Here is a 23,516-nt window from a genome sequence, read left to right on the forward strand (position 1 = left end):
GACAGGGTAAGGATGTACAACATGGCTACTGGCACAGTGAAATGGTTCAACGCCGAAAAGGGCTTCGGCTTCATCGCTCCCGAGGACGGCGGCGCTGACGTGTTCGCCCACTTCTCCGCGATCAACTCGAACGGCTACCGCTCGCTCGAAGAGAACCAGAAGGTCTCCTTCGAGACCACGCAGGGCCCCAAGGGCCCCCAGGCGGAGAACATCAACGTCCTCTGATCCTCCCCGTTCCGCTCACGCGGGAACGGACCGAGAGCCACCGCACGGCGCAAGCTGGCGGTGGCTTTCCCGTGTCCGGGGACGATCGTCCGGCCTCCTACCTCGCCGCTCGCCCAGCCCATCCCCCGGCCTGCCGACGGGTCTGCCCGGGGTGCAGCGAACGAGACGATAGGTTGGGCGGTATGAGTTTCACCCAGGGCTACAACGACGACCTCCGCCTCGCCCACATCATGGCCGACTCCGTGGACGACCGGACGATGTCCCGTTTCAAGGCACTGGACCTGCGCGTCGAGACCAAGCCCGACCTCACCCCCGTGACGGACGCCGACCGCGGCGCCGAGGAGGCCATCCGCGGCCAGCTGTCCCGGGCACGGCCCCGCGACGCCGTGCTGGGCGAGGAGTTCGGCAGCACCGGTTCCGGTTCCCGGCAATGGGTGATCGACCCCATCGACGGCACGAAGAACTTCGTGCGTGGGGTGCCGGTGTGGGCCACCCTCATCGCGCTGATCGATGACGGCCGGCCCGTGGTCGGCCTCGTGAGCGCGCCGGCGCTCGGCAAACGGTGGTGGGCGGCCGAGGGCACCGGCGCCTACACGGGCAAGTCCCTCGCGGCCGCGCAGCGCCTGCGGGTCTCGAACGTCTCACGACTCGAGGACGCTTCCCTGTCTTACTCCAGCCTCTCCGGGTGGCGCCAGCGCGGCGCCCTCGCCGAGTTCGTGAACCTGACCGAGCGGGTCTGGCGGACCCGCGCCTACGGTGACTTCTGGTCCTACTGCCTCGTTGCGGAGGGCGCCGTGGACATCGCCTGCGAACCGGAACTCAATCTCCACGACATGGCGGCTCTCGTGCCGATCGTCACGGAGGCCGGGGGGCGCTTCACCTCCCTCGACGGTGCGGATGGGCCGTTCGGCGGCAACGCCCTCGCGACCAACGGCACCCTCCACAGCGAGGTCCTCCGAACACTGAACCCGGACGTCGACGACCTGCTCTAGCAGCGTCCAGGAGCGTCCCGGCCGTGATGTCCGCACCGCGCCTCGACCCGGACCGTCGTCGTGCCCTTGCGGATGCGTACCTGCAGGGTGCCGGGCGCTACGACCGCGTGCGCCCCGGCTACCCGGGAGCGGTGGCCGACTGGCTCGTGCCACCGGGGACCGGCCGCGCCGCGGACGTCGGAGCGGGTACGGGGCTCTTCACGGTCCTGCTGGCCGCGCGGGGGCTCGAGGTCATCGCCGTCGACCCCTCGGCGGACATGCTCGCCGTCCTCGCGACCCGCCTGCCGGAGGCCCGCTGCATCGTCGCGACGGCCGAGGACACGCGTCTGCCGGACCGCTCCGTCGAGTTGCTCACGGTCGCCCAGGCGTGGCATTGGCTGGATCAGCCGGCCGCGCTCCGCGAGGCCGCCCGGATCCTCGAGCCCGGGGGACGGCTCGCGCTGCTCTGGAACCAGCTGGACGTCTCGATCCCCTGGGTGCACCGGCTCTCGCGCATCATGCACGCCGGTGACGTGTTCGGGCCGTCCTACCGACCCGACGTCGGCCCGGCCTTCGGTCCGCCGGAGGAACTCCTCGTGCACTGGACACAGGACCTCGTGGTGGGGGACGTCGCCGATCTCATGCGGTCCAGGAGCTACTACCGCAGGGCCTCGCAGGCCGTCCAGGGACGCATGGAGGCGAACCTGTCCTGGTACCTCACCGACTACCTCGCCTTCTCCCCCGAGGCTCTCCTGCGGTTGCCCTACTACACCCACGCGTGGCGGGCGGATCTGCCGACCGGCTAGTTTTCGGCATGCCTAAAAGTTACGGTGGTGTATGCCCACGTCCTCGGTCGCTCCGGCCCTCCCAGTCTCCGCCGGGCTCGTCGTCGTCGCTCTCCTCCTCGGGGGATGTTCCGCTCGAGCCGTCCCGCCGCCGGACGACTCCCGCCCTCTCGTGCTCACTACGTTCACCGTCCTGGCGGACCTCGCCGACACGGTGGGTGGCGGTCATGTCCGGGTGGAGTCGATCACGAAGGTCGGCGCCGAGATCCACGGGTACGAGCCGACGCCGTCGGACCTCGTACGGGCCCAGGACGCGGATCTGATCCTCGATAACGGGCTCGGCCTGGAACGCTGGTTCGAACGCTTCCTGCAGAGCGTCGACGCTCCCCGCGCCGTGCTGTCCGACGGCGTGGAGCCCGTACCCATCCGCTCGGGCGACTACTCGGGTTCCGCCAATCCGCATGCGTGGATGTCACCGCTCGCCGCCCGAACCTATGTCGACAACACCGTTGCGGCCCTCTCGCGTCTCGCACCGGAACACAGCATCGAGTTCGAGGCGAACGGTGAGGGCCTCAAGGCCTCCCTGGACGAGCTCCTCGAGGACTTCCGCGAGGAGCTCTCCGGTGCGGACGCGGCCGCCCTCGTGACCTGCGAGGGAGCCCTCTCCTACCTGGCCCGCGACGCGGGACTCCAGGAGGCGTTCATCTGGCCGGTCAACGCCGACGCCGAGGGTACGCCACGGCAGATCCGCGGCGTCATCGACTTCGTCGAGGCGAACGGCGTGCCCACGGTCTTCTGCGAGTCGACCGTCAATCCCTCGGCCCAGGAGCAGGTGGCAGCGGCCACGGGCGCGAGCCTCGGCGGCACCCTGTACGTCGACTCGCTGTCGGATGCGGACGGCCCCGTCCCCACCTTCCTGGATCTCCTCCGCCACGACCTCGACACCATCTCGGAAGGACTGACCCGATGACGGCCACCGCTCCCCTGCCCCGGGACGACCGCGCGGACCACGCGCTCGACGTGGAGCACCTGAGTGTCCGCTACGACGACGTCCAGGCGCTCGACGACGTCACCCTCGGCGTACGCGCCGGGAGCATCTGCGGACTCATCGGCGTCAATGGATCGGGCAAGTCCACCCTGTTCACGGCCATCATGGGTCTGCTCGTGCCGGATCACGGGTCGGTCCGCCTCTTCGGTGGCACCGAGGCCGCAGCACGGAAGCAGGGGCTCGTCGCCTACATGCCGCAGGCCGAGGGCGTGGACTGGACGTTCCCGGTGTCCGTCGCGGACGTCGTGGGCATGGGGCTGTACGGCCGCCTCGGCTCGGCGCGCCGGCTCCGCGCCGCCGACCGCGCGGCCGTCGACGAGGCCCTGGAGCGCGTGGGACTGGCCACGCTGAGGAGACGCCAGATCGGGCAGCTCTCCGGCGGACAGCGCAAGCGCGTGTTCATCGCCCGCAGCATCGCGCAGGACGCACGTCTGCTGCTGCTCGACGAGCCGTTCGCGGGTGTGGACCGGACCAGCCAGGAGAGCATGTCCGCCCTCCTCAAGGAACTCCGGGGCGAGGGCCGGTCGGTGCTCGTCTCCACCCACGACCTCGCCGGGGTACCCGACCTGTGCGACGACGCCGTCCTGCTGCACCGGCGCGTGCTCGCGCAGGGCGCACCGGTGGACGTCCTCACGAATGCGAACCTGGCGCTCGCCTTCGGGCCGGCCACCGGCCCGCAGGTCGCAGCCACGAGCCGGGAGGCCTGAGCCATGGACATCCTCGCCTTCATCCTCGAACCCCTGCAGTACGGGTTCCTCACCCGTGCGCTCGCGGTGACGGTCGCCGCGGCGGTTGTCGCGGCGGTGCTCTCCTGCTGGCTCATCCTCATGGGGTGGTCGCTGATGGGCGACGCCGTCTCCCACGCGGTGCTGCCGGGCGTCGCCCTCTCCTACATCATCGGCATCCCCTTCTCCATCGGCGCGTTCGTGTTCGGGGCGCTCGCCGTGGCCCTGATCGGCGGCGTCCGGTCCACCACGCGACTGAAGCCCGACACCGTGATCGGCGTCGTGTTCACCGCCCTCTTCGCGGTGGGACTCGCGATCGTCTCCGCCACGCCGTCGCAGGTGGACCTCATGCACATCCTGTTCGGCAACGTGCTCGGGGTCACGGCCGCCGAGGTCTGGCAGGTGCTCGTCCTCGGCGCTATCACCCTCGCCGTCCTGCTCGTCAAGCGACGCGACCTGACGCTGCTCGCCTTCGACCGCACGCACGCCCACGTGATCGGGCTCAACACGCGCTTCCTCTCCGTGCTGCTGCTCGGGCTCCTCGCCCTGACCGTGGTGGTGGGCCTGCAGGCCGTCGGCATCATCCTGGTCGTGGCGATGCTCATCACGCCCGGCGCGACCGCGTTCCTGCTCACCAGGAGCTTCGACCGGATGCTGGTGATCTCCGTGGCCCTCACCGTGGCCGCCTCCGTGGGCGGCATCTACGCGAGCTACTACCTCGACATCTCCACCGGCGCCTCCGTGGTGCTGTGCCAGGCCCTCGTGTTCGCTGCCGTGTATCTCGTGGGGCGCCCGGACGGTCTGCTGTGGCAGGTACGACGACGGCGGGGCGCTCGCCGGACCGCAGGGTCCCCCGACGTGCAGCCGACCCCAGCGCCCGCGGTACCCGGGGTTCCGTCGACGTCGTCAGCGCCGTCAGCGCCGGGCGGCCCCGCGTGACCGGACGGAGGAGCGCCGTCCTCAGTATCGAGTCGACGAGCGTGCAGGACTACGTGAAGACCATCTATGCGGCCACGGAATGGCAGGACGACCCCGTCACCGCCGGATACCTCGCCGCGCGCCTGGGCGTGGCCAATTCCTCGGTCACCGGGATGGTCGCGAAACTCGTGGACCTCGGGCTCGCGAACCACCGCAAGTACGGACCGATCACGCTCACGTCTCCAGGCCGCAACCTCGCGCTCGCGATGGTGCGCAGGCACCGGCTGATCGAGACCTTCCTCACGACCGAACTCGGGTACGGCTGGGAGGAGGTCCACGACGAGGCGGAACTGCTCGAACACACCGTCTCCGACGCCTTCGTAGAGCGCCTCGACCGGAAGCTCGAGCGCCCCACCCGCGACCCGCACGGCGATCCCATCCCGGCTGCCGACGGCTCCGTGCGCTACCCGGACGCCCACCGGCTGGACGCGCTCGACGACGGTCATGCGGGTGCGCTGGTGCGCGTCAGCGATGACGACCCGGAGGTCCTGCGCTTCCTCGACCGACACGGTGTCTCGCTGGACGAGCACGTGGTGGTCGCGCGGCCCGCGGCGGCGGCGGTCCGGATTCGCCTCATCGAGCGGTCCACCGCGCCTTGGCTGGACGCCGATCCACCGGTGGCCGGCGCCCTGTGGATCGCGACCACGAGCCCGCACGCAGGCTGTTCGATGCCGGTGTCCTGACCCTGGCCCCTGATGCATTCCTCCCGGGCAACGCAGCTGCCCGACATCCGGCGCTCCCGTCGACCTGGAGGATCGTCGTGCTCCCGCCGGCGTCGCGCTCCTAGACTGGGAGCTTGAGCGCGTGACCGGACGCGCCGATGCCCTGCCCGCCGCACCGCCCGTCACTCACCCCGGCTCCCCGACCCCCTGCTGAACGGACGCACCCATGACGACCCTCGGACTCGAGGAGGAATACCTGCTGTTCGACCCGGAGTCGGGGCTGCCCGATCACCGCGCCGCCGAGGTGCAGGGGCATCTCGAGGCGACGCCCGGGATCGGCGACGACGAGATCCAGCGCGAGCTGCTCTCGTGCCAGATCGAGACGGCCACGCCCGTGTGCGAGACGCTCGAGCAGGCCGAGCAGTCGCTCCTCACCTTCCGGCGCTCCTTCGACGACGCCGCGCGCCGTGCGGGTTCGCTCGGTGCGGCCACCGGCACGGCGCCGACGATCCGTCAGTCCTATCCGGAGCTCACGGACAAGCAGCGCTACGAGGACCTGCGGGCCAGCGCCCCCGGAATCGTCGGGGACCAGTTCGTGAACGGGTTGCACGTCCACGTGGCCGTGCCGGACCCCGAGCTCGGCGTGCAGGCCCTCAACCGCATCAGGCCATGGATTCCCCTGCTCACCGCCCTGAGCGTCAACTCGCCGTTCTGGATGGGCCGGGACAGCGGCTTCGGCAGCTGGCGCGTGATCCACTACCGCCGATGGGCCGTCCAGGGCATCGCGCCGTTCTTCGCGGGCGCAGCGGACTACGATCGGCGCATCACCCGGCTCGGGGCCACAGGGGCGATCCTCGACCGCGGCGTCCTGACCTGGGTGGCGCGGCTCTCCGACACGTACCCGACGCTCGAGCTCCGCGCCTGCGACGTCCAGCTCGAGGCCCGCGAGTCGGTGCTCCTCGGGGCACTCACCCGGGCCCTCGTGGTCACGACGCTCCGCGACGCCGAGAGGGACACGCAGCCGCTCGTACCCGACCCCGAGCTGCTCGACGCCGCCCTGTGGCAGGCGGCACGCGACGGCATGACCGGCCACCTCGTGGATCCCGTCTCGGCCGCACCGGTCCCTGCATCCCAGCTTCTCGCCACGTTCCTCGAGCTCGTCGGGGACGCCCTGGAGTCGGAGGGTGACACCGCGTGGGTGTCCGAGGGCCTCGCGCGGCTGCGCGAGCGCGGATCGGGCGCGGACCGACAGCGGGACGCGATGCGCGACGGCGGTCAGCAGGGCCTTCTCGACCTGTACGGGCGGAGCCTCGTCCAGAACTGACACCACGCGCAACGGCATCAGGCCGGGCGAGTGACGAACCGAAGCCAGGACGCACTACCGGTTGCCGGGGGGCCAGGCGGTACGCCGCCGTCGGCCGTGGCTACCGCTGCACGGCGTTCAGCGTGATGAGGAGCGACTGCTCGGGCAGCAGGACGGGAGCCTGCAGGCCGGACAGGGCCAGGGTGCGGCCAGTGAATCGAAGGGGCTGATCGTCCAGAGCCGCCTGAAGCCATCCCAGCAGCGATTGTCCGTTGCCGGGGTGCCCTTCCTCGGGCACCGCGAGGCGCACCTCGTACAGGCCGTCGGGGTCGAGGCCCGGGAACGTGAGAGGCCCGGGCGGGTAGCTCGCGCTCGATGCCGTGAGCGAGTAGGCGAACAGGGCACGCCGACCGTCCGGAGCGATCACGCCGCGCAGGTCCATCGCGGGGTCGAGGAGGTCCGCGTGGACGAGGACACCGCGGTGGAGGTCGTCACGCCACTCCTTGTGGAGGTCGATGTAACGACGGAGCACCTCGTACTCCTCCTCGGTCAGGGCCGAGATGTCCCACTCGATGCCGTAATGGCCGAAGATCGCGGTCGCCGCCCTGAACGGCAGGGTGTGCGCGCGTCCGGTCGAGTGCGAGACCGGGCCGCCGATGTGCATGCCGAGGAGCTCGGACGGGACCAGCAGGCCGGTGTACTTCTGGTTCACGAGCCGCTCGATGGGATCGATGCAGTCGCTCGTCCACACCCGGTCCGTCCTCGCGAGGATCCCGAGGTCCACGCGGGCTCCCCCGGATGCGCAGCTCTCGATCTCGAGCTCCGGATGCCGGCTGCGAATCTCGTCGAGCAGCCGGTACAGCGCCTCGACGTGACGGTGCACCGCAGCGCGGCCCGTGACGGAGTCGGCGGCTTCGAGGAGGTCACGGTTGTGGTCCCACTTCACGTAGGCGATGTCCGTCGAGGAGAGGATGTCGTCGAGTCGCTCGAGGATGTAGGCGTAGGCGTCGGGGTTCCCGAGATCGAGCACCTGCTGCTGCCGCCCGGGAAGGGGCAGCCGCCCGGCGGGTCCGAGAATCCACTCCGGATGGGCGCGCGCGAGGTCCGAGTCGGGATTGACCATCTCGGGCTCGAACCACAGGCCGAACTCCATGCCGAGCCCGCGGACGTGATCGACGATCGGCGCGAGGCCGTCGGGCCACACCGTCTCGTCGACGTACCAGTCCCCCAGGCTCGAGGTGTCGTCCCGGCGGCCCCTGAACCAGCCGTCGTCGAGCACGAACCGTTCGACGCCGAGGCTCGCTGCCCGGTCCGCGAGTGCTTTCAGGCGCGGCAGCTGCATGTCGAAGTACACCGCCTCCCACGTGTTGAGGGTGACGGGACGCGGACGCCGCGGGTGGGTCGGGCGTGCACGGAGCTCGCGGTGGTAGCGCCCGGAGAGCTCGTTCAGACCCTCGCCCCAGGAGGCCACGGCCATCGGCGTCGCGTAGCTCTCCCCGGGCCCGAGCACCACCTCACGGGGTGCGAGGACCTCCCCGGTGGCGAGGAAGGCGACGCCGGCGGGAGTCCTCTCCACGAGGACCTGCTGGTTGCCGCTCCAAGCCAGGTGCACGCCCTGGACGTGACCCCGCTCGAAGCCGAAGGACCGCTGCCCCACCGCGAGCACCACCGTCGCATCCGCACCGGGGCGGCCGCGCCGGCTGGCGCGCACGTACGTACCCGTCGTCAGGTCGTGGCGTTGCGGGGACCGCTCGCGCAGGTGCCTGCCGGTGGTATCGAGCACCTCGGCGGCCGTGGCGGCGAGGGGGAACACGACGGAGAGCGATCGCACCTCGTACTCCGTGGTGGCGTCGTTCGTCAGCTCGAGCTGCTGCGTGAGGAGACCGACGTCGGTCACGCGCAGGCGGGCCGTGACCGTCAGCCCGGCGTCGGCGTCGTGCCCGACGACGACGGCGGCGGATCCGTCCGCTGTGACCTCCAGCGACCGGAGGGTGAAGCGGGGGTAGAGGTGGGTTCCCGTGCGGTCCCCGACGAGCCCCGGCGTGCCCTGCCAGCCGCTCGACTCGAGCGGGACGAGGTTCAGCCTGGCCGGCACGTCGATGCCGCCGGACACGCGCTGCGGTTGCTGCGCCGTGGCCAGCGCCGTGAGTTCCGCGGGGCCGGGATCGCCGAGTGAGGGGCCCCAGTAGGTCAGGACGGGCAAGCCATGGGGATGCTGCTCGAGGACCACACTGGTACCGCCGCGGACGAGGTGGACGACCTGATCACTCATTGGTTCTTTGTACCGCGCGGCCCCGCGCAGGGCCAAATGCCGCGACGGTCCCGCGTCAGCGTTCCCGGCTGTCGCGGCGCAGCAGACCGAGGATGAGGCAGAGCAGGCCCACGAGCAGGGGCAGCAGCGTGTAGAGGGTGTGGGTGCCCCCGAGGTAGCTCATCACGAAGATGTAGATGAACGTGCCCCCGACGAGCAACCAGCCCAGAACGATCAGAGCACGGCCCCTGTTCGGCGGCGGCAGTGGCGGGAGCCACGACGGCGGCCTGTCAGTCCAGCTCATCGCCCCAGTGTAGTTCGCCCGCGCGGTTGTGCTCCCGGTGAATCTCGCGGGGAGGGTGGAGCCACGACGAAGCGCCCCACCGGTGACCGGTGAGGCGCTTCGAGTGGGTGGAGATGGCGGGAATTGAACCCGCGTCCGATGCAGTGTTGTCAGGGCTTCTCCGGGCGCAGTTCGCGTCGGTTTTTCTCGGCTTCAGCCATCGTGCGAACGAGTGGCTGCCAAGCCCAGTTGTATAAGAGTCCCCCCGATCCCTACAACGAGGATCGGGAGCAGTGGCCCTCTAAATGACGCCAGGATCCGGGGCGAGAGCACACCCGGTCTGACGGACTAGTCAGGCTGCTTAGGCAGCGAGAGCGAAGTCAGTGCGCTTTTGTTCGGCACTTATTGTTTTACAAGGAGCGTTTACGAGATAACCCTGTATCCTCGGCCCGCTTCCCCTGTCGCGACTAACATCGTCGAAACCTGTCATCCCCGTGTTCAGTTATCAAGGTCGTGCTGCGACGCGAACGCCACCCGGTAAGTCTAGCGCACTTGCTCCAGAGCGTTCATGCCGGCACCTGGTGACGCGCGTCGCTGCTTCCCGCCATCATCCCTGCTGACCGAAGGTGATCCCCAGGACCACGACGGGTGCCTGCCAGAGGCGTACGACGACGAACGCCAGCGTGACGAAGGCGATCCCGAGGCCGGCGAGTGCCGTGGTGGCCGCCTGCCGCCGCCGGAAGCTCCACCAGAAGATCGCCGCGTTGAGCAGGAGCATGACGGGCGAGATCCAGACGAGGACCTGCGCGAAGTATATGTAGACAAGGAAGACGAACGGGACCAGCGACAGGATGCCGACCGGCACCACGACGAGCAGCATGACCAGGTCCACGACGGCGCCGACCGTGACCCACCACGGGCGCTTGTAGGTCAGCTCCGAGGGCTCGACCTCCTCGTCGTCCTCGTCCTGGGCGTCCCAGAAGACATCACTCACGCCCCGAGGTTCTTCTCGCGCATGGCGCGCAGCGCCTCCCGGTTGTCCTGCTTCTCCCGCAGCGTCTGACGCTTGTCGTAGTCGCGCTTGCCACGTGCGACGGCGATCTCGACCTTCGCCCGGCCATTGAGGAAGTAGAGCTGAAGAGGCACCAGGGTGAACCCGGATTCGCGGATCTTCTGGGAGATCTTCGTCAGCTCCTCACGGTGCAGCAGGAGCTTCCGCCGTCGTCGGGCCGCGTGGTTGGTCCAACTGCCCTGCGAGTACTCGGAGATGTGGATGCCCTCGAGCCACAGCTCGTCCCCGTAGAAGATGGCGTAGCCGTCGATCAGCGAGGCGCGTCCGGCCCGCAGCGATTTCACCTCGGTACCCATCAGGGCGATGCCGGCCTCGTAGGTGTCGAGGACCGCGTAGTCGTGGAAGGCCTTACGATTGGTGGCCACAACCTTCCGGCCACTTTCCTTCGGCACGGCACAACTCCTTCTCGCGACACTGCTGCGGACGGCGGCCCGCTGGTGGACAGTGCCTTCCATCCTACGACCTAGAGCAAATCGAGCGGATCCACCAGGGTGCCGTTGAGCATGGTCTCGAAGTGGAGGTGGCAGCCGGTGGAGTTACCCGTGGTGCCGGTGTAGCCGATGAGCTGACCGGCGCTCACGCGCTGGCCCACCGACACGATGTAGCTCGTGAGGTGGTAGTAGTTCGTGGCGAGGGCGTTGCCGCCGACGACACCGTGGCTGATGACGATCCTGTTGCCCGCACCGGGCAGCACGTTCGAGTCCGCGTACCAGACCTCGCCCGCCGCCGGCGCGTAGAGGGCCGTGCCGCACCCCACGCCGTAGTCGATGCCGGTGTGCATGTACCCGCCGGTACCGTTGAAGTCGATCGTCCCGATCGGCGTGGGCCTCCAGCCGAATCCCGAGCTGATGGGCGCGTTGACCGGCGGGCGGAGGCCGAAAGAACTGGGCGGCGACGGCTGGGCGACGGGCGGGGCAACGAAGGGGGGCGGCGCCGGAGCGGGCACGAAGGGTGGCTCGACGTCCGGGACCACCGCGGGCGGAGCAGGTCTGTTCGCCGCTGCTGCCTCGTCGGCCCGGCGCTGCGTCTCCGCTGCGGCGATGCGATCGTTCTCGGCCTGCTGGCGTGCGCGCTCCTCCGCTGCAGCTGCGTCCGCGACGCGCTTCTGCTCGGCGGCCGCTGCGGCTGCCTGTCGCGCTTCCTCCGCCTGGCGCGCCTCCTCCGCCTTCCGCGCCTCCTCGGCCTTTCGCGCCTCCTCGATCAGGCGGCGCTGACGCTCGGCGATGTCCGCGTTGTTCTGCTGCTGGGCCTGCTCCACGCCGGCGAGCTCCGCCTCGATCACGGGCTTCTGCGCCTGCAGCTTCTCGGACAGCGCCGTGGTGTCGGCCACCAGCTTGTCCACCTTGACCTTCTCCTCCGCGGCGGCGTCGCGCGCGGACTGCTCGGCGGCCAGCGCCTCCTCGGCCCGTTCCTTCAGCCGGGTGATCTCCGCCTCGACGGCAACCAGCCGGGCCTCGATGTTCGCATTCGTGGCGTTCTGCTCCGAGAGGCGCTCCATCGCGGCGTTCTGGCTCCGCAGCGCCTGGTCCACCATGTCCATCGACTCCGTGAAGTCCTCGACGCCCTCGGCACCGAGGAGCAGGGAGACGTTCGTCGGGATCCCGCCGTTCTTGTAGGCCTCCGTGGCGATCTGGCCGATGACCTCGCGGGTCTCCTCCATCTGCTGCTGATCGACGCGCAGTTCCTCCGTGATCTTGTTCTTGGTCTCCTGGGCCAGGTCCACGCGCACCGAGAGTGCGCTCACCTCACCGGCGGCGGTCTCGACCCTGCCCTGCGCATCCGCGAGCGACTGCTGCGCCGCGGGCAACTGGCCCTGATAGGCCTTGAGCTGCCCGATGGTCTCCGCGATGTCGGAATCGAGGTACTCCAGCGACTGCTGCACCTGGGCGATCTCGTTCTCGAGGGCGTTGCGCTTGTCGTCGAGCTCGTCAGCGGCAACAGGTGTCGAGAGACCCATCGTGAGGGCGACGACGAGCGCGATCGAGCCTCCCGCCGTCATCCGCATGGTCAGCGCACGTTTGTCCTGCCGCGCCCACCAGTCTCCTGGCGAGCGCGCGTGTCCCCTGGCGCTGAGCGGCATGGCGTTAGACCTTTACATATCGTCGGAGTGTGAGCAGGGATGAGAGTCCTGCGAGCACGGCTCCGAGCAGTATAAGGGCGGGGACGAGGATCAGCACCTGCTGCGAGGAGATGAAGGCGGTCTGCGGGAACGTGTTCACCAGCCAGCCGTCGATCACGAAGCGGGATGCACCCCACAGCGTCGCCGACGCGAGGACGGCCCCGATCACGGCCGCGATCACTCCCTCGAGCACGAACGGCAGCTGGATCACGGCCTTCGACGCCCCGACCAGTCGCATGATGCCCGTCTCACGGCGGCGACTGAAGGCCGACAGCCGGATGGTCGTGGCGATCAGCAGGATGGCGCAGAACGTCATGATGCCCGCGATCACGAGAGCCACCACCGAGGCCCAGTTCATGTACCGGAAAATGGCCTCGAGGAAGGTGCGCTGGTCGCTCACGGCGTCGACGCCGGGCTCTGACGAGAACGCCTCGTCAATCACCTCGTACTTCTCGGCGTCGACCATGCTGACGCGGAAGGATTCCGGCAGCTGGTCGGCCGTCACCGAATCGACGATCGGGGAATTGGCGAACTGGTCGCGGAAGTGGCCGAGGGCCTCCTCCTGTGACTCGTAGGTGACGGTGTCGACATACGGGGCGAACTGCTCGGACTCGAGGGTGGTCCGGATCGTCTCGCGCTGCTCGTCCGTCACGGGACCCGCAGCGCAGCTGGTCTGCGAGGAGTTGTCGACGCAGAGGTAAATCGTCACCTGCACGCGGTCGTACCAGTACCCCTTCATCTGGTTGATCTGCAGCTGGAAGAGGCCTGCGGCACCCACGAAGGTGAGTGAGATGAAGGTCACCAGGATCACCGAGGTCACCATGGAGAGGTTGCGTCGGAGACCGGAGCCGATCTCCGAGAGGATGAAGGCGAGCCTCATTCGGCCGGCACTCCGGGCTCGCCCACGTAGATTCCCTGCGCGTCGTCGCGCACCACCGACCCGGCCCGCAGCTCCACCACACGCTTGCGCATCGTGTTCACGATGTCGTCGTCGTGCGTCGCCATGACCACCGTGGTGCCGTTCTGGTTGATCCTGTCGAGGACCTTCATGATCCCCATCGACGTCGTCGGGTCGAGGTTGCCGGTCGGTTCATCGGCCAGGAGGATCCCGGGGCGGTTGACGATGGCGCGAGCGATCGCGACGCGCTGCTGCTCACCGCCGGAGAGTTCGTGCGGCATGCGGTTGTTCTTGCCCTCGAGGCCCACCGTCGCGAGGACGTCGGGCACGGTCTCGCGGATGACGGCCCTGCTCCTGCCGATGACCTGCATGGCGAAGGCGACGTTCGCGAACACGGTCTTGTTGGGCAGGAGGCGGAAATCCTGGAAGACGACGCCGATCCCCCGGCGGAGGCGCGGTACGCGCCAGCTGGGGATGTTGGCCACGTTCTGCCCGGCGACGTACACCGCACCGCTCGTCGCGCGGTCCTCCTTGAGGACCAGGCGGATGAACGTGGATTTTCCCGAGCCGGAGGCGCCGACCAGAAAGACGAACTCGCCACGGTCTACGTCGAGTGAGACGGACTCGAGGGCCGGTTGCGATTTCTGGTCGTAGGTCTTCGTGACGCTGTCGAATCTGATCATGATCACTCTGCGCCCATGGAACTGCGCCGGGCACGGGCATTTGATGGGGGAAAGGGAGCCGCGGCTGTTCCGACTATAACGACGGCGTCACGGCGAGGGCCGTAGTCGGGGGGTGTGTCGTCGTGCGCCGGGGGTCGCCCACGCCGTGGTCCGCCGTCATTGCTGGTGATGCGCTGCGTGATGCCTAGGCGGTGTCGTTCCTGTTGTTGGTCCGCCACCGGATACCCGCGTCGATGAAGTCGTCGATCTCGCCGTCGAACACCGACGAGGTGTTCCCCACCTCGTGGTTCGTCCGGAGGTCCTTCACCATCTGGTACGGGTTCAGCACGTAGGACCGCATCTGGTCCCCCCAGGACGCCTTGACGTCGCCCGCGAACGCCTTCTTCTCGGCGTCCTCCTGCTCCTTCTTGAGCAGCAGCAGGCGCGACTGCAGCACCCGCATGGCCGCTGCCCTGTTCTGGATCTGGGACTTCTCGTTCTGCATCGAGACGACCGTGCCGGTGGGGAGGTGTGTCAGCCGGACGGCGGAGTCGGTCGTGTTGACCGACTGCCCTCCTGGGCCCGAGGAGCGGAACACATCGACGCGGATCTCGTTGTCCGGCACCTCGATCACGTCCGTCTGCTCGATCAGCGGGATGACCTCGACGGCGGCGAAGGAGGTCTGGCGGCGGCCCTGGTTGTCGAAGGGACTGATTCGGACGAGGCGGTGCGTTCCCGCCTCGACCGAGAGGGTCCCGAACGCGTAGGGCGCCTTGACCTCGAACGTCGCGGACTTCAGGCCGGCCTCCTCCGCGTAGGAGGTGTCCAGCACCTGCGTGGGGTACCCGTGGCGCTCGGCCCACCGCAGGTACATGCGCAGGAGCATCTCGGCGAAGTCAGCGGCGTCCACTCCCCCCGCACCCGACCGGATGGTCACGACCGCCTCACGCTCGTCCCATTCGCCGGCCAGCAGCGTGACGATCTCGAGGTCGTCGAGGGACTTCCCCAGCGAGATCAGCTCCTTCTCGGCCTCCGCCATGGAGTCGTCGTCGTGCTCGTCCTGCCCGAGTTCGACGAGCACCTCGAGGTCGTCGATCCGGCTCTCGAGTGTCTCTAGGCGCTCGAGCGCGGACTGGCGGTGCGAGAGTTTCGAGGTGACCTTCTGGGCCGCGGCGGGATCGTCCCAGAGGTCGGGGGCGCCTGCTTCCTCGCTCAGTTCCTCGATGTCCTTACGGATGCCTTCGACGTCCGACACCTGCTCGATGGACTGGTACTTGGCGCGGAGTGCGCGGATCTCAGCGGGAAAATCAGTGGCTGCCATGGTTGTTCCAGCCTACGTCATGGCCTTCGAGGCCCCGATCGTGGTGTCATCGGGTCAGCTCGGCGCGGGCGTCCGACTGCGCGACGATCGGTATGCCGTCGGGAACGAGGAAGTTGACGATCGGCGGCCGCACGACGGCGGTCAGGACCACGCGGGCGGTCCGGCCGTCAGGCGCTCCTGTGGACGGATCCACGGCGAGTTGCTCGAACCGCGCCTCCGCTCCGACGGCTGTGAGGTACCCGGCGGTGGAGCGCTCGACGCCGGAATCCTGCAGCGCCGGAAGGGGCGTCGCGGCTCCGTCACCCGTGCCCACGTCGATGCTGTACTCGTCAGCAGCCGCGAGGGCTGCGCCGTCCGCCGCGGACAACAGCTTCTTGTGCTCTATGTAGACGGCGGACACCGCGAGCACCACGGTGACGACCAGCAGGGAGACGAGCAGATAGCCGATGATCAGCACACCGACCTGTCCGCTCTCCGCGTCATCGCGGTCGCACAGTATGGCCCGGCAGCTCGTGGCAGGACACCTTCGCGCCTTCATCGTCCGGCCGCCGTCACCCGAAGCGCTCGACGATCTGCGTCGCCGCCGAATCGACCGTGGCGGCCGAGGGATACGATCCTGCGATCGCGGGGATGAGCGGCAGCGGAACCTCGAGGGCCACGGTCACGGTCACGGACGAGCCCGGTGCGAGACACTCGTCGCTGCAGCTGATGGCGACGTCCACCTGGTCCTGCGTGAATCCGAAATCGGCGAGGGCGACGGCGACCGCCTCGCGTGCCCGGGCGTCGGCCTCCTCCGGGCCGGAAGCATCGACGTACACTTTCGCAGCCTGATCGGCAGCGCCGACGACGGCGAAGGAGCCACCCTGCAGCTGCCCCACCGTCAGCACGAGGTAGACCACCGGGACGAGGAGCAGCACGCCGAGGAACACGAACTCGACGACGGCGCTGCCTTCCTCGGCGATCGCCGCGAGCCGTAGTGACCTGCGGCGTGTCGCTGTGTCGATACCCGGAGCGGCCCCGCTCGGGTTCCGCGCGCGGGAACGCTCACGACGGGAGGGCAGCATGGCCTCGCACCTCCATCACACCGCCGGGCCCGACGAGCCCGATCACGGGCAGGGGTGCGCGGACCACGACTTCGAGGGTCTCGACCCCGCCGACCGAACTGGTTCCGACGGTCACGTCGGAACCGTACGCATCCGCGAGGGACCCGCGGATCAGATCGGACGTCCGTCCGACGGCGTCCTGCGGGGTGCGGTCCGCCAGCGTCCCGTACCGTGCGCCGGACGCCGCGGCGTCGATGAGCGTGTTCCGCACGTGGAGCACCAGCGTGAGCTGGATGATGGCGATGAAGATGACCGTGAGCAGACCACCGATCAAGGCGAAGTCGACCACCGCCGCCCCTCGTTCCCCGTCATCCCCCGAGCGCGGAGCAGCCCGCTGGGCCCGGGCACGTGATGCGAGTGTCACCTAGGGCGAGACCTGGTCGATCGCCTGGTTGAACAGTCCTTCGAGGGCGGGCCCTGCTATCGCGAGCAGCGCAGCAACGAGAACCGCCGACATGAGCGTGATCATGACCCATCCCGGGACGTCACCGCGCTCCGGGTCTTCCCCTCCTCTGACGAGGGAGGTCAGGACGGCGAGGATCAGGACGGCGATGCGGATGATGGTGGTTCGGATCTTCATGGAAGGTCCCCCCTGGTTGTTGTGGACAGCGTGCATTGGTCAGAAACCCAGATTGATGAGAGCGATGCCGGGGTAGACGGCGAACAGGACGGTCAGTGGAAGGACCCCGAAGACGAGTGGGACCGTCATCGCGATCTCCTTCTTCCCGGCGGACTCCATGAGGTCGCGCTTGGCGAGATCACGGACGTCCTGAGCCTGGGCACGAAGGACGTCGGCGAGCGGCGTCCCGCGTTGGACGGCAACCGTGATCCCGTCGACGAACCGCGCGAGCGGGGCCAGACGGGTGCGGTGCGAGAAGTCCTGCAGTGCGTCGACCAGGGGCTTCCCGGCGCGGGTCGCCGCCAGGACCAGACCGAATTCCCGCGCGAGCTCTCCGTGCGCCGTCCTGCAGATGCGTTCGAGTGCTCCCGTGGTGCTCTCGCCCGCGGACACGGCAAGCGCCATCAGCTCCGCCAGACTGGGGAACTCGGCAAGCATCCGTGCCTCACGGCGGCGGATGTCGGCGGACAGGACGTAGTCGCGTCCGACGAAGCCCATGACGGCGCAGCCGAGGATGATGACGACGGCCAGCGGCACGTTGACGGAACCCGCAGCCGCCAGAAGCACCATCACCAGCGTGGACGCCGCGAGGCCCGCCGCGGCCCAGAGCAGCTGCTGGGCGCGGAAGTCCGTGGTGCTCTGTCCCCGTCCGGCCTGCGCGAGGCGACGCGCCAGCGTGGCCGCTGCAGGATTGAAGCGGTGCGACCAGGTGACGAGGTCCACCAGGAGGGGCCGGACGATGCGACCCAGCGGCCCGAACGGCGTGACGTCCGCATTCGTCTCGGCGAGCAGACGCGACTGCACGTCCACCGCGCGGAGCTGTGGCGCGATCCGCTCGGTCAGGGACACCGGACGCATGGGAGGCAGTCGCGCGACGACGAGCCACAGTCCTGCACCGAGCACCACGCCGCACAGGGCCGCGATGGCCAGCACCGGGGTCATCGCAACACCCGCTCGTCCTCGGGCAGCGCCCCGATGCGCAGCATCACGCGATAGCAGACCACCGAGACGAGGAGACCTCCGAGGAGGACGGCAGCCCCTGCGGCGGAGTTGTAGGCACGGACGGCCTCGGGGCGGGTCGCGAGGAGCATGAGCACGAGCCAGGGAGCTGCGACCGCCAGGCGAGCTGCGTTGACGGTCCAGGACTGACGCGCCTCGAGTTCACTCCGTGTCCGTGAGGAATCGCGGAGGAACTCCGACAGCGTGCCGAGCAGGCGCCCGAGGTCGGACCCACCAACCTCCCTGGTCATACGGAGGGCCTCGACGATGCGATCGGCAACGGGGTCGGCGAGGCGCTCCTTGAGCCGGGTGAGGGCGTCGTCGAACCGTCCGCCTGCGCGGTAGTCCGCACCGAACGCGCGGAAGGCGGGCCGCAGCTCGAGGGGACCCTTGTCGCCGAGCTGCATCAGCGCCTCGGGGAGGGACAGGCCCGCGCGGATGGCGGAACGAAGATGATCCACGACGTCGGGCCACAGCTCGCGGAGGGAAGCCGTGCGCTTCGCGGCCCGCCACCGGACGACAGTGAAGGGGAGGAAGCCGCCGAAGAGGGCGAAACACAGGGCGATCGGCACCGACGCGGTGAGCACGAACCCGGCCAGCAGCACGAAGGAGCCCACCGCGATGCACGATCCGATCAGACCTGTGGACGAGACGCGTTCGATCCCTGCACGCAACAGGAGGTCGTCCAGGCGGTGTCGCCGCACCTGCTCGGCCCGCGCACGTTCAGGGCGCTCCCAGAAGGACCACCAGATGAGAAACAAGCCGGCTCCGAGCGCGATCCCGAGGGCGGTGCTCACGCCCTGGCCCCCAGGAGGGCCGAGACGTCCACCCCGGCCGCGGCGAACTTCTCCTCGGACGGCATCCCGGTGGCGGTCAGTTCGAGCACACCGTCGACACGCTTGAACACGGTCGAGGATTCGATGACGCCGTTCTCGACCCTCCGGCCAAGGGCCATGATCTCCATGACACGCCGCTGGCCACTGGAGAGCCGGGCGCAGTGCACGACGAGATCGATGCATGACGCCACGGTCGGCACGACGAAGCTGCTCGAGATGTTCTCACCCGCGAGAAGCGGCAGGGTGCAGATCTTGGTGATGGCGTCGTGTGCGTTGTTCGCATGGACACTGCACATCCCCGGCAGCCCGCTGTTCAGGGCGATGAGCATGTCCAGACTCTCCGCTTCGCGGACCTCACCGACGATGAGACGGTCCGGCCGCATGCGTAGCGCCTCCTTTACCAGTCGACGCAGCGGTATCTCGCCGTGTCCCTCGAGGTTCGGCTGACGACACTGGAGACCGACCACATCCCGCAGGGGCAACTGCAGTTCGAAGATCTCCTCGACCGTGATCACGCGTTCGCGGGGACCGATCGATGCTCCCAGGCAATTGAGCAAGGTGGTCTTGCCGGCTTGCGTGGCACCCGACACGAGGATGTTGAGGCCGCTCGCGACCGCCGCGTGCAGGAATCGTGCGGCCTGGGGGGAGAGCGAACCGAGTTCGACCAGGTGTTCGAGTCTCGACGCGCGTGCGATGAACTTCCTGATGTTGACGGACCAGTGGTTCCTCGTGACATCGGGGATCACGACGTGCAGACGCGAGCCGTCGGGCAGCGACGCGTCGACGAAGGGCGAGGAGAGGTCGAGGCGGCGGCCGGAGGACTTAAGCATCTTCTCCACGAGGTCGCGGACCTGCTGGTCGCTGAGCGAGAGAGCAGTGAGCTCCGACTCCCCGTTCCGTGCGACGTACACCTCGGACGGCGCGTTGATCCAGATCTCCTCGACGGTGGGATCATCGAGGAGAGGCTGCAAGGCCCCGAAGCCCGCGACGGCGTCATACACCTGCTTGCGGGCGAGATCTCCCCGGCCCAGCGGAGGCAGAACGCCGAGGAGCGCCCTGTCCTCGTAGTCGGCAACGGCGTCCCGCACGAGCGACTGCACTTCGACCGCCTGGCGTGCAGGGTCGAGGCCACGCCGGCGGATGAGCTCACGCACCTCGTCCTCGACCAGTCGCACAGCATCCATACGTATCCCCCGTGTGCATTCCCGCGGTCATGACAACGGCGGATCGGAGCCGATCGGCTCGTGACTCCCTCACAATATAGAGCGCACACGCGCGTGCCCAGACGTGCGCGTCGGCTGTGCATAACCTCATGCACCGGACGCTGAGACCCACGCCACCCCCGCACACCCACGACACGCCGCTGTAAATACCTCGACACGCGCAGGTTTTACCTAGTATTCCGCCTTCACATCCGAAACGTTCGTCACACTGGTAACACGAATGTAGGCTGCACGGGATTTCACACGCTGGCTAACGCCCGGATTCTGCTGGAGAAACCCGTGACCTTGCCTTTCCCCGTTCGGCTCCTGTGCGCCGCGGTCCTGTCCATCGGTCTCTTGGGCGGTGCAGTTCCCGCGGTGGCGCTGCAAACGGCGCCCCCACCGCCGACCCAGGCGACCTCGGCGCCCACCGCAACGTCGCAGTCGCCCTCCCAGACTCCTGTCGCCGAGGCAACGGACACGCCGACCGCCGCGCCGACGTCCGCCGTCCCGGATCCTGCCGACGCGAGCCGGCCGACACCAGCCGCGGGGGAGGTCGCCGGTGCGCTCGGCACGGAAGCTTCGCAGGACCAGATCACCTCCTTCGTCCCCGACCTCTCGTGGAACCCTTTGGCAGATCCGAACTCCAACGCCCGTTACGGGGAACACTTCGCGGAGCCGATCACCCCGATCAAGACGGCGTCGCCGCAGCGGTTGGACGGTAGCGCTGGCTCGGCCGCCATAGCTCCTCGGACCGGCACCTTCAACGTCACTTTGGTCACCGTTCAGCTGTCGGGTAAGACGGTCGCGGACACCGACGCGATCAACATGACTGCTGCGCGAAACTCGATCACGAGCGCGAATGCCTACTGGAACTCAGTGTCTGCGGGCCGTCTGTCGATCAACAAGGTGACCGAGCTACGCCGTACGTCCGCAGCGAAGATCACCGACTCCTACCAGACCATCATGGCGACCGTGACGAAGGAGCTCAACTGGCAGTACCGTCCGTACGAATCTCTGGTGATCTTCGTGCCTCATGCCGACCTCAACTACAACGGCCAGTGGGGCATCCTCGGCGGTGGATTCACGGACAGCACCACCAGCGGCCGAGTGATCATGCCCTACCCCTCCGCGCTCACGAACAATGTGGTGACGCACGAGTTTGGACACGTGCTCGGGTTGCACCACGCAAATTCGTTGTACTGCGGAAATGCTCGCTCCGACGTGCCGCGCTCGGGCGGGTCCTGGGCCGACCCCTCCTGCTCTTCGGCCGAGTACAGCGACACGACCGACCTCATGGGTTACGCACAGATCAGCAGCCCGGTGATCAACGCCTTTCTCTGGGAATACGGCGGCTTCGGACGCGGCGACGAGATCCTCAACATCGGCAGCGTGTCGTCGACACGGACCGTGACCCTCCAGCCGTGGTCCGGTACCGCGGCCAACAGGGCTGTCCGCTTCACCGACCCCGCGAGCGGCGAGGTGTACTACTTGGAACTGCGGGCACCGGTCGGCCTCGACGCGGCGACGGCGACCGGTGGCAACCGGGGCGTGAAGATCACGAAGAAGGACGTGCTCGGATGGAGCGGCAACGCGTCGATCGTGCTGACCCCGAACAGCACACGCTCAGGATGGGGGAACTCGTCGCTCACATGGCAGCAGGGTCAGACCTTCACGACCCACGGCGGCACCCAGGTACGCATCAACTCCGTGAGCAACGACGCCGCGAGCGTGACGATCCAACTCACGAACCGACCCGCGATCGGGTCTTTCGACAGCGTCTCGACTTCTCGTAACGAGGACACCGCGTACGTGCGTGTACAGGGTTGGGCCGTGGACCCGAACCGCCCGTCCGAATCCACGGAAGCGCACGCGTATGTCACCGGCCCCAACGGTGTCCGACGCGGCTACGCGTTCCGCGCCGATGCCAGTCGCCCGGACGTGAATGCGGCCATGGCCCTGAGCGGGAGCCACGGCTTCACCGGGGACATCGCCGTCGACCGGTCCGGAAGCTACGAGGTATGTCTGTTCGCCATCGGCGGGGAGAACACGGCCCTGGGCTGCAAGCAGCTGGTCGTGAGTGGCGCGGAGCAGCCAACGGGCGTGCTTGACGAAGTGAAGGTGGTTCAGACCTCGGGTGCGGTCAACCTCAACGTGCGCGGGTGGACCATGGATCCGGCCCGCCCCGCGTCGAGCACACCTGTCCATGTGTACGTGACCGCCCCGAACGGGAGCAAAACGGGGTACGCCTTCACAGCGAACAAGCCTCGCCCCGACGTGAATAACGTGCTGGCCGTATCAGGGCAACACGGGTTCGTGGATGACATCAGGCTTTCTGCACCCGGTCGCTACACGGTGTGTGCTTTCGCGATCGGTCTCAACTTCAACGAAGGGCTTCCGTGCAAATCGGTGCAGGTGGGTGCTGCCCTGCCGATCGGGAGCCTCGATGCAGTGAAGGTCGAGAAGAGTTCGACGGCGGCGACTCTCCGCATCCGAGGCTGGACCATGGAGCTCGAGAATGCTCAGGCATCCATCCCGGTGCACCTCTACGTCACGGATCCTGCTGGTCGCACGACCGGCACCGCGCACACCGCCGACATGTCGCGTAGCGACGTCAACAGCGCCTTCGGTGTCCCTGGCGCGCATGGCTTCGAGCAGGTACTGGCCGCGCCCATCGCAGGTACATACACGGTGTGTGCCTACGGAATCGCCGTCAGCCCGTTCTCGAGCCAGAATCCGTTGCTCGGATGCACGGCGGTTTCCACCGGGTTCGCCGAGGCCTCCAAGGGTTCCCTCGACACGGCACGTATCGACGCTACGAGCAGCGGTGTCGCCGTCGAGGTTCGGGGATGGTCACTCGACCGGGACATGGCTCCCGCTTCGACCACGGTCCACACCTACATCACCTACCCGGACGGCTCTCGACGGGGATTCGCCTACCCGACAGGACTCCCGAGACCTGACGTGAATAGCTTCGTCGGAGTTTCCGGTCAGCACGGATACCTCACGCGGACGCCGATCACCCAGCGAGGTTCCTACCAGGTGTGTACGTACGCGATCGGAACCTCGCCCTACTCCACCGGCAACAGCCTGCTGGGCTGCGCCGACCTCCGCTACTGATGGCCGATACAACCGAAAGAAGTATGACCATGCCTTGCACCACTACACCCCGCCGCCACTCGTTCCGGGGGGACGGAGGTCCCCGGTTCTTCCGCGGGCTCTCCGTAGCCGCTTTGAGCTTCGCACTGCTGATCCCGGCTTCACCATCCGGCGCCATCGCCGTCGTGTCGCCCTCCCCCGCCGCCACCTCGCAACCAGCCGTCCCTCCCACCCCATCGACCGCCGCGCCCCGCCCGACGACGGACGGACCGGAGCCGGTCGACAATCCACCAGCCATCGCTCCTTCCGCTGACGCGTCGAGTCCCGCGCCGACCGATACGTCCATGACAATGCC

General features: G+C 68.3%; 24 protein-coding genes and 1 other RNA gene. 9 read left to right on the forward strand and 16 right to left on the reverse strand.

Going from position 1 to position 23,516, the window contains the following annotated elements; genetic code table 11:
* Positions 1–21 precede the first annotated feature (21 nt).
* The 8 genes from AC4D16_RS04130 (at position 22) to AC4D16_RS04165 (ending at position 6,718) form a co-directional block, all read left to right on the forward strand.
* On the forward strand, positions 22–225 hold the full coding sequence (locus tag AC4D16_RS04130; protein WP_490948808.1) for a cold-shock protein: 204 nt from the start codon (positions 22–24) through the stop codon (positions 223–225).
* A gap of 182 nt (positions 226–407) precedes the next feature.
* The gene (gene hisN / locus AC4D16_RS04135) at positions 408–1,217 is read left to right on the forward strand and encodes a histidinol-phosphatase (protein WP_490948807.1); all 810 of its coding nucleotides are present in this window, start codon (positions 408–410) and stop codon (positions 1,215–1,217) included.
* Positions 1,218–1,243: 26 nt separating this feature from the next.
* The gene (locus AC4D16_RS04140; RefSeq protein WP_490954666.1) at positions 1,244–2,002 is read left to right on the forward strand and encodes a class I SAM-dependent methyltransferase; all 759 of its coding nucleotides are present in this window, start codon (positions 1,244–1,246) and stop codon (positions 2,000–2,002) included.
* A 31-nt stretch (positions 2,003–2,033) separates the two neighbouring features.
* Entirely contained in the window at positions 2,034–2,951 is a 918-nt protein-coding gene (locus AC4D16_RS04145) for a metal ABC transporter substrate-binding protein (protein ID WP_490954047.1), read from the forward strand.
* The gene (locus tag AC4D16_RS04150) at positions 2,948–3,736 is read left to right on the forward strand and encodes a metal ABC transporter ATP-binding protein (protein WP_490948805.1); all 789 of its coding nucleotides are present in this window, start codon (positions 2,948–2,950) and stop codon (positions 3,734–3,736) included. The genes AC4D16_RS04145 and AC4D16_RS04150 overlap by 4 nt, the downstream gene beginning before the upstream one ends.
* A gap of 3 nt (positions 3,737–3,739) precedes the next feature.
* Positions 3,740–4,693, forward strand: a complete 954-nt coding sequence (locus AC4D16_RS04155; RefSeq protein WP_490954048.1) for a metal ABC transporter permease — start codon at positions 3,740–3,742, stop codon at positions 4,691–4,693.
* Positions 4,690–5,415, forward strand: a complete 726-nt coding sequence (locus AC4D16_RS04160) for a metal-dependent transcriptional regulator (protein ID WP_490954049.1) — start codon at positions 4,690–4,692, stop codon at positions 5,413–5,415. Before AC4D16_RS04155 ends, AC4D16_RS04160 begins: the two co-directional genes overlap by 4 nt.
* A gap of 205 nt (positions 5,416–5,620) precedes the next feature.
* Positions 5,621–6,718 (forward strand): carboxylate-amine ligase, encoded by a 1,098-nt coding sequence (locus AC4D16_RS04165; protein WP_490954050.1) that lies wholly within the window; start codon positions 5,621–5,623, stop codon positions 6,716–6,718.
* Between the two features lie 100 nt (positions 6,719–6,818).
* Here AC4D16_RS04165 and AC4D16_RS04170 read toward each other — a convergent pair whose 3' ends face one another.
* The 16 genes from AC4D16_RS04170 to AC4D16_RS04245 form a co-directional block, all read right to left on the reverse strand.
* Positions 6,819–8,969 carry an alpha-galactosidase gene (locus tag AC4D16_RS04170; protein WP_490954051.1) on the reverse strand — a complete coding sequence of 717 codons (2,151 nt, stop codon included), beginning with the start codon at positions 8,967–8,969 and terminating at the stop codon, positions 6,819–6,821.
* A 55-nt stretch (positions 8,970–9,024) separates the two neighbouring features.
* Positions 9,025–9,252 carry a hypothetical protein gene (locus tag AC4D16_RS04175; protein ID WP_490948800.1) on the reverse strand — a complete coding sequence of 76 codons (228 nt, stop codon included), beginning with the start codon at positions 9,250–9,252 and terminating at the stop codon, positions 9,025–9,027.
* A gap of 105 nt (positions 9,253–9,357) precedes the next feature.
* Positions 9,358–9,725: a transfer-messenger RNA gene (ssrA, locus tag AC4D16_RS04180) on the reverse strand.
* Between the two features lie 113 nt (positions 9,726–9,838).
* Positions 9,839–10,225: a hypothetical protein gene (locus AC4D16_RS04185; RefSeq protein WP_490954052.1), complete on the reverse strand. Its 387-nt coding sequence runs from the start codon at positions 10,223–10,225 to the stop codon at positions 9,839–9,841.
* Positions 10,222–10,695 (reverse strand): SsrA-binding protein SmpB, encoded by a 474-nt coding sequence (gene smpB, locus AC4D16_RS04190; protein ID WP_105030166.1) that lies wholly within the window; start codon positions 10,693–10,695, stop codon positions 10,222–10,224. Before smpB ends, AC4D16_RS04185 begins: the two co-directional genes overlap by 4 nt.
* Positions 10,696–10,766: 71 nt before the next feature.
* Positions 10,767–12,383, reverse strand: a complete 1,617-nt coding sequence (locus AC4D16_RS04195) for a peptidoglycan DD-metalloendopeptidase family protein (protein ID WP_490954053.1) — start codon at positions 12,381–12,383, stop codon at positions 10,767–10,769.
* 4 nt (positions 12,384–12,387) lie between these two features.
* The gene (ftsX, locus tag AC4D16_RS04200) at positions 12,388–13,302 is read right to left on the reverse strand and encodes a permease-like cell division protein FtsX (RefSeq protein ID WP_490948796.1); all 915 of its coding nucleotides are present in this window, start codon (positions 13,300–13,302) and stop codon (positions 12,388–12,390) included.
* Complete coding sequence (ftsE, locus tag AC4D16_RS04205; RefSeq protein WP_490954054.1) at positions 13,299–14,003, reverse strand: cell division ATP-binding protein FtsE; 705 nt, start codon at positions 14,001–14,003, stop codon at positions 13,299–13,301. The genes ftsX and ftsE overlap by 4 nt, the downstream gene beginning before the upstream one ends.
* Positions 14,004–14,187: 184 nt before the next feature.
* Positions 14,188–15,303 (reverse strand): peptide chain release factor 2, encoded by a 1,116-nt coding sequence (prfB, locus tag AC4D16_RS04210; protein ID WP_490954055.1) that lies wholly within the window; start codon positions 15,301–15,303, stop codon positions 14,188–14,190.
* Positions 15,304–15,349: 46 nt separating this feature from the next.
* Positions 15,350–15,760, reverse strand: coding sequence for a pilus assembly protein TadG-related protein (locus AC4D16_RS04215; RefSeq protein WP_490954056.1), 411 nt, complete (start codon positions 15,758–15,760; stop codon positions 15,350–15,352).
* Positions 15,761–15,854: 94 nt separating this feature from the next.
* Entirely contained in the window at positions 15,855–16,367 is a 513-nt protein-coding gene (locus AC4D16_RS04220) for a hypothetical protein (RefSeq protein WP_490948792.1), read from the reverse strand.
* Positions 16,348–16,695, reverse strand: coding sequence for a TadE family protein (locus tag AC4D16_RS04225; protein WP_490954057.1), 348 nt, complete (start codon positions 16,693–16,695; stop codon positions 16,348–16,350). Before AC4D16_RS04225 ends, AC4D16_RS04220 begins: the two co-directional genes overlap by 20 nt.
* A gap of 75 nt (positions 16,696–16,770) precedes the next feature.
* Complete coding sequence (locus AC4D16_RS04230; RefSeq protein ID WP_490948790.1) at positions 16,771–16,986, reverse strand: hypothetical protein; 216 nt, start codon at positions 16,984–16,986, stop codon at positions 16,771–16,773.
* A gap of 39 nt (positions 16,987–17,025) precedes the next feature.
* Complete coding sequence (locus tag AC4D16_RS04235; protein ID WP_490954058.1) at positions 17,026–17,967, reverse strand: type II secretion system F family protein; 942 nt, start codon at positions 17,965–17,967, stop codon at positions 17,026–17,028.
* Complete coding sequence (locus AC4D16_RS04240) at positions 17,964–18,821, reverse strand: type II secretion system F family protein (protein WP_490954059.1); 858 nt, start codon at positions 18,819–18,821, stop codon at positions 17,964–17,966. The genes AC4D16_RS04235 and AC4D16_RS04240 overlap by 4 nt, the downstream gene beginning before the upstream one ends.
* Entirely contained in the window at positions 18,818–20,044 is a 1,227-nt protein-coding gene (locus AC4D16_RS04245) for a TadA family conjugal transfer-associated ATPase (protein WP_490954060.1), read from the reverse strand. The genes AC4D16_RS04240 and AC4D16_RS04245 overlap by 4 nt, the downstream gene beginning before the upstream one ends.
* Before the next feature lie 318 nt (positions 20,045–20,362).
* Here AC4D16_RS04245 and AC4D16_RS04250 point away from each other — a divergent pair, with 318 nt between their 5' ends.
* Entirely contained in the window at positions 20,363–23,182 is a 2,820-nt protein-coding gene (locus tag AC4D16_RS04250) for a zinc metalloprotease (RefSeq protein WP_490954061.1), read from the forward strand.
* Positions 23,183–23,516: the final 334 nt, after the last annotated feature.

This window comes from Arthrobacter sp. TJ-236 (assembly GCF_058269235.1).

Coding starts and splice junctions, on each gene's coding strand:
- AC4D16_RS04130 (WP_490948808.1), top strand. CDS start 22: ATGGCTACTGGCACAGTGAAATGGTTCAACGCCGAAAAGGGCTTCGGC.
- hisN (WP_490948807.1), top strand. CDS start 408: ATGAGTTTCACCCAGGGCTACAACGACGACCTCCGCCTCGCCCACATC.
- AC4D16_RS04140 (WP_490954666.1), top strand. CDS start 1,244: ATGTCCGCACCGCGCCTCGACCCGGACCGTCGTCGTGCCCTTGCGGAT.
- AC4D16_RS04145 (WP_490954047.1), top strand. CDS start 2,034: ATGCCCACGTCCTCGGTCGCTCCGGCCCTCCCAGTCTCCGCCGGGCTC.
- AC4D16_RS04150 (WP_490948805.1), top strand. CDS start 2,948: ATGACGGCCACCGCTCCCCTGCCCCGGGACGACCGCGCGGACCACGCG.
- AC4D16_RS04155 (WP_490954048.1), top strand. CDS start 3,740: ATGGACATCCTCGCCTTCATCCTCGAACCCCTGCAGTACGGGTTCCTC.
- AC4D16_RS04165 (WP_490954050.1), top strand. CDS start 5,621: ATGACGACCCTCGGACTCGAGGAGGAATACCTGCTGTTCGACCCGGAG.
- AC4D16_RS04170 (WP_490954051.1), bottom strand. CDS start 8,969: ATGAGTGATCAGGTCGTCCACCTCGTCCGCGGCGGTACCAGTGTGGTC.
- AC4D16_RS04175 (WP_490948800.1), bottom strand. CDS start 9,252: ATGAGCTGGACTGACAGGCCGCCGTCGTGGCTCCCGCCACTGCCGCCG.
- AC4D16_RS04195 (WP_490954053.1), bottom strand. CDS start 12,383: ATGCCGCTCAGCGCCAGGGGACACGCGCGCTCGCCAGGAGACTGGTGG.
- ftsX (WP_490948796.1), bottom strand. CDS start 13,302: ATGAGGCTCGCCTTCATCCTCTCGGAGATCGGCTCCGGTCTCCGACGC.
- ftsE (WP_490954054.1), bottom strand. CDS start 14,003: ATGATCAGATTCGACAGCGTCACGAAGACCTACGACCAGAAATCGCAA.
- prfB (WP_490954055.1), bottom strand. CDS start 15,303: ATGGCAGCCACTGATTTTCCCGCTGAGATCCGCGCACTCCGCGCCAAG.
- AC4D16_RS04220 (WP_490948792.1), bottom strand. CDS start 16,367: ATGCTGCCCTCCCGTCGTGAGCGTTCCCGCGCGCGGAACCCGAGCGGG.
- AC4D16_RS04230 (WP_490948790.1), bottom strand. CDS start 16,986: ATGAAGATCCGAACCACCATCATCCGCATCGCCGTCCTGATCCTCGCC.
- AC4D16_RS04235 (WP_490954058.1), bottom strand. CDS start 17,967: ATGACCCCGGTGCTGGCCATCGCGGCCCTGTGCGGCGTGGTGCTCGGT.
- AC4D16_RS04245 (WP_490954060.1), bottom strand. CDS start 20,044: ATGGATGCTGTGCGACTGGTCGAGGACGAGGTGCGTGAGCTCATCCGC.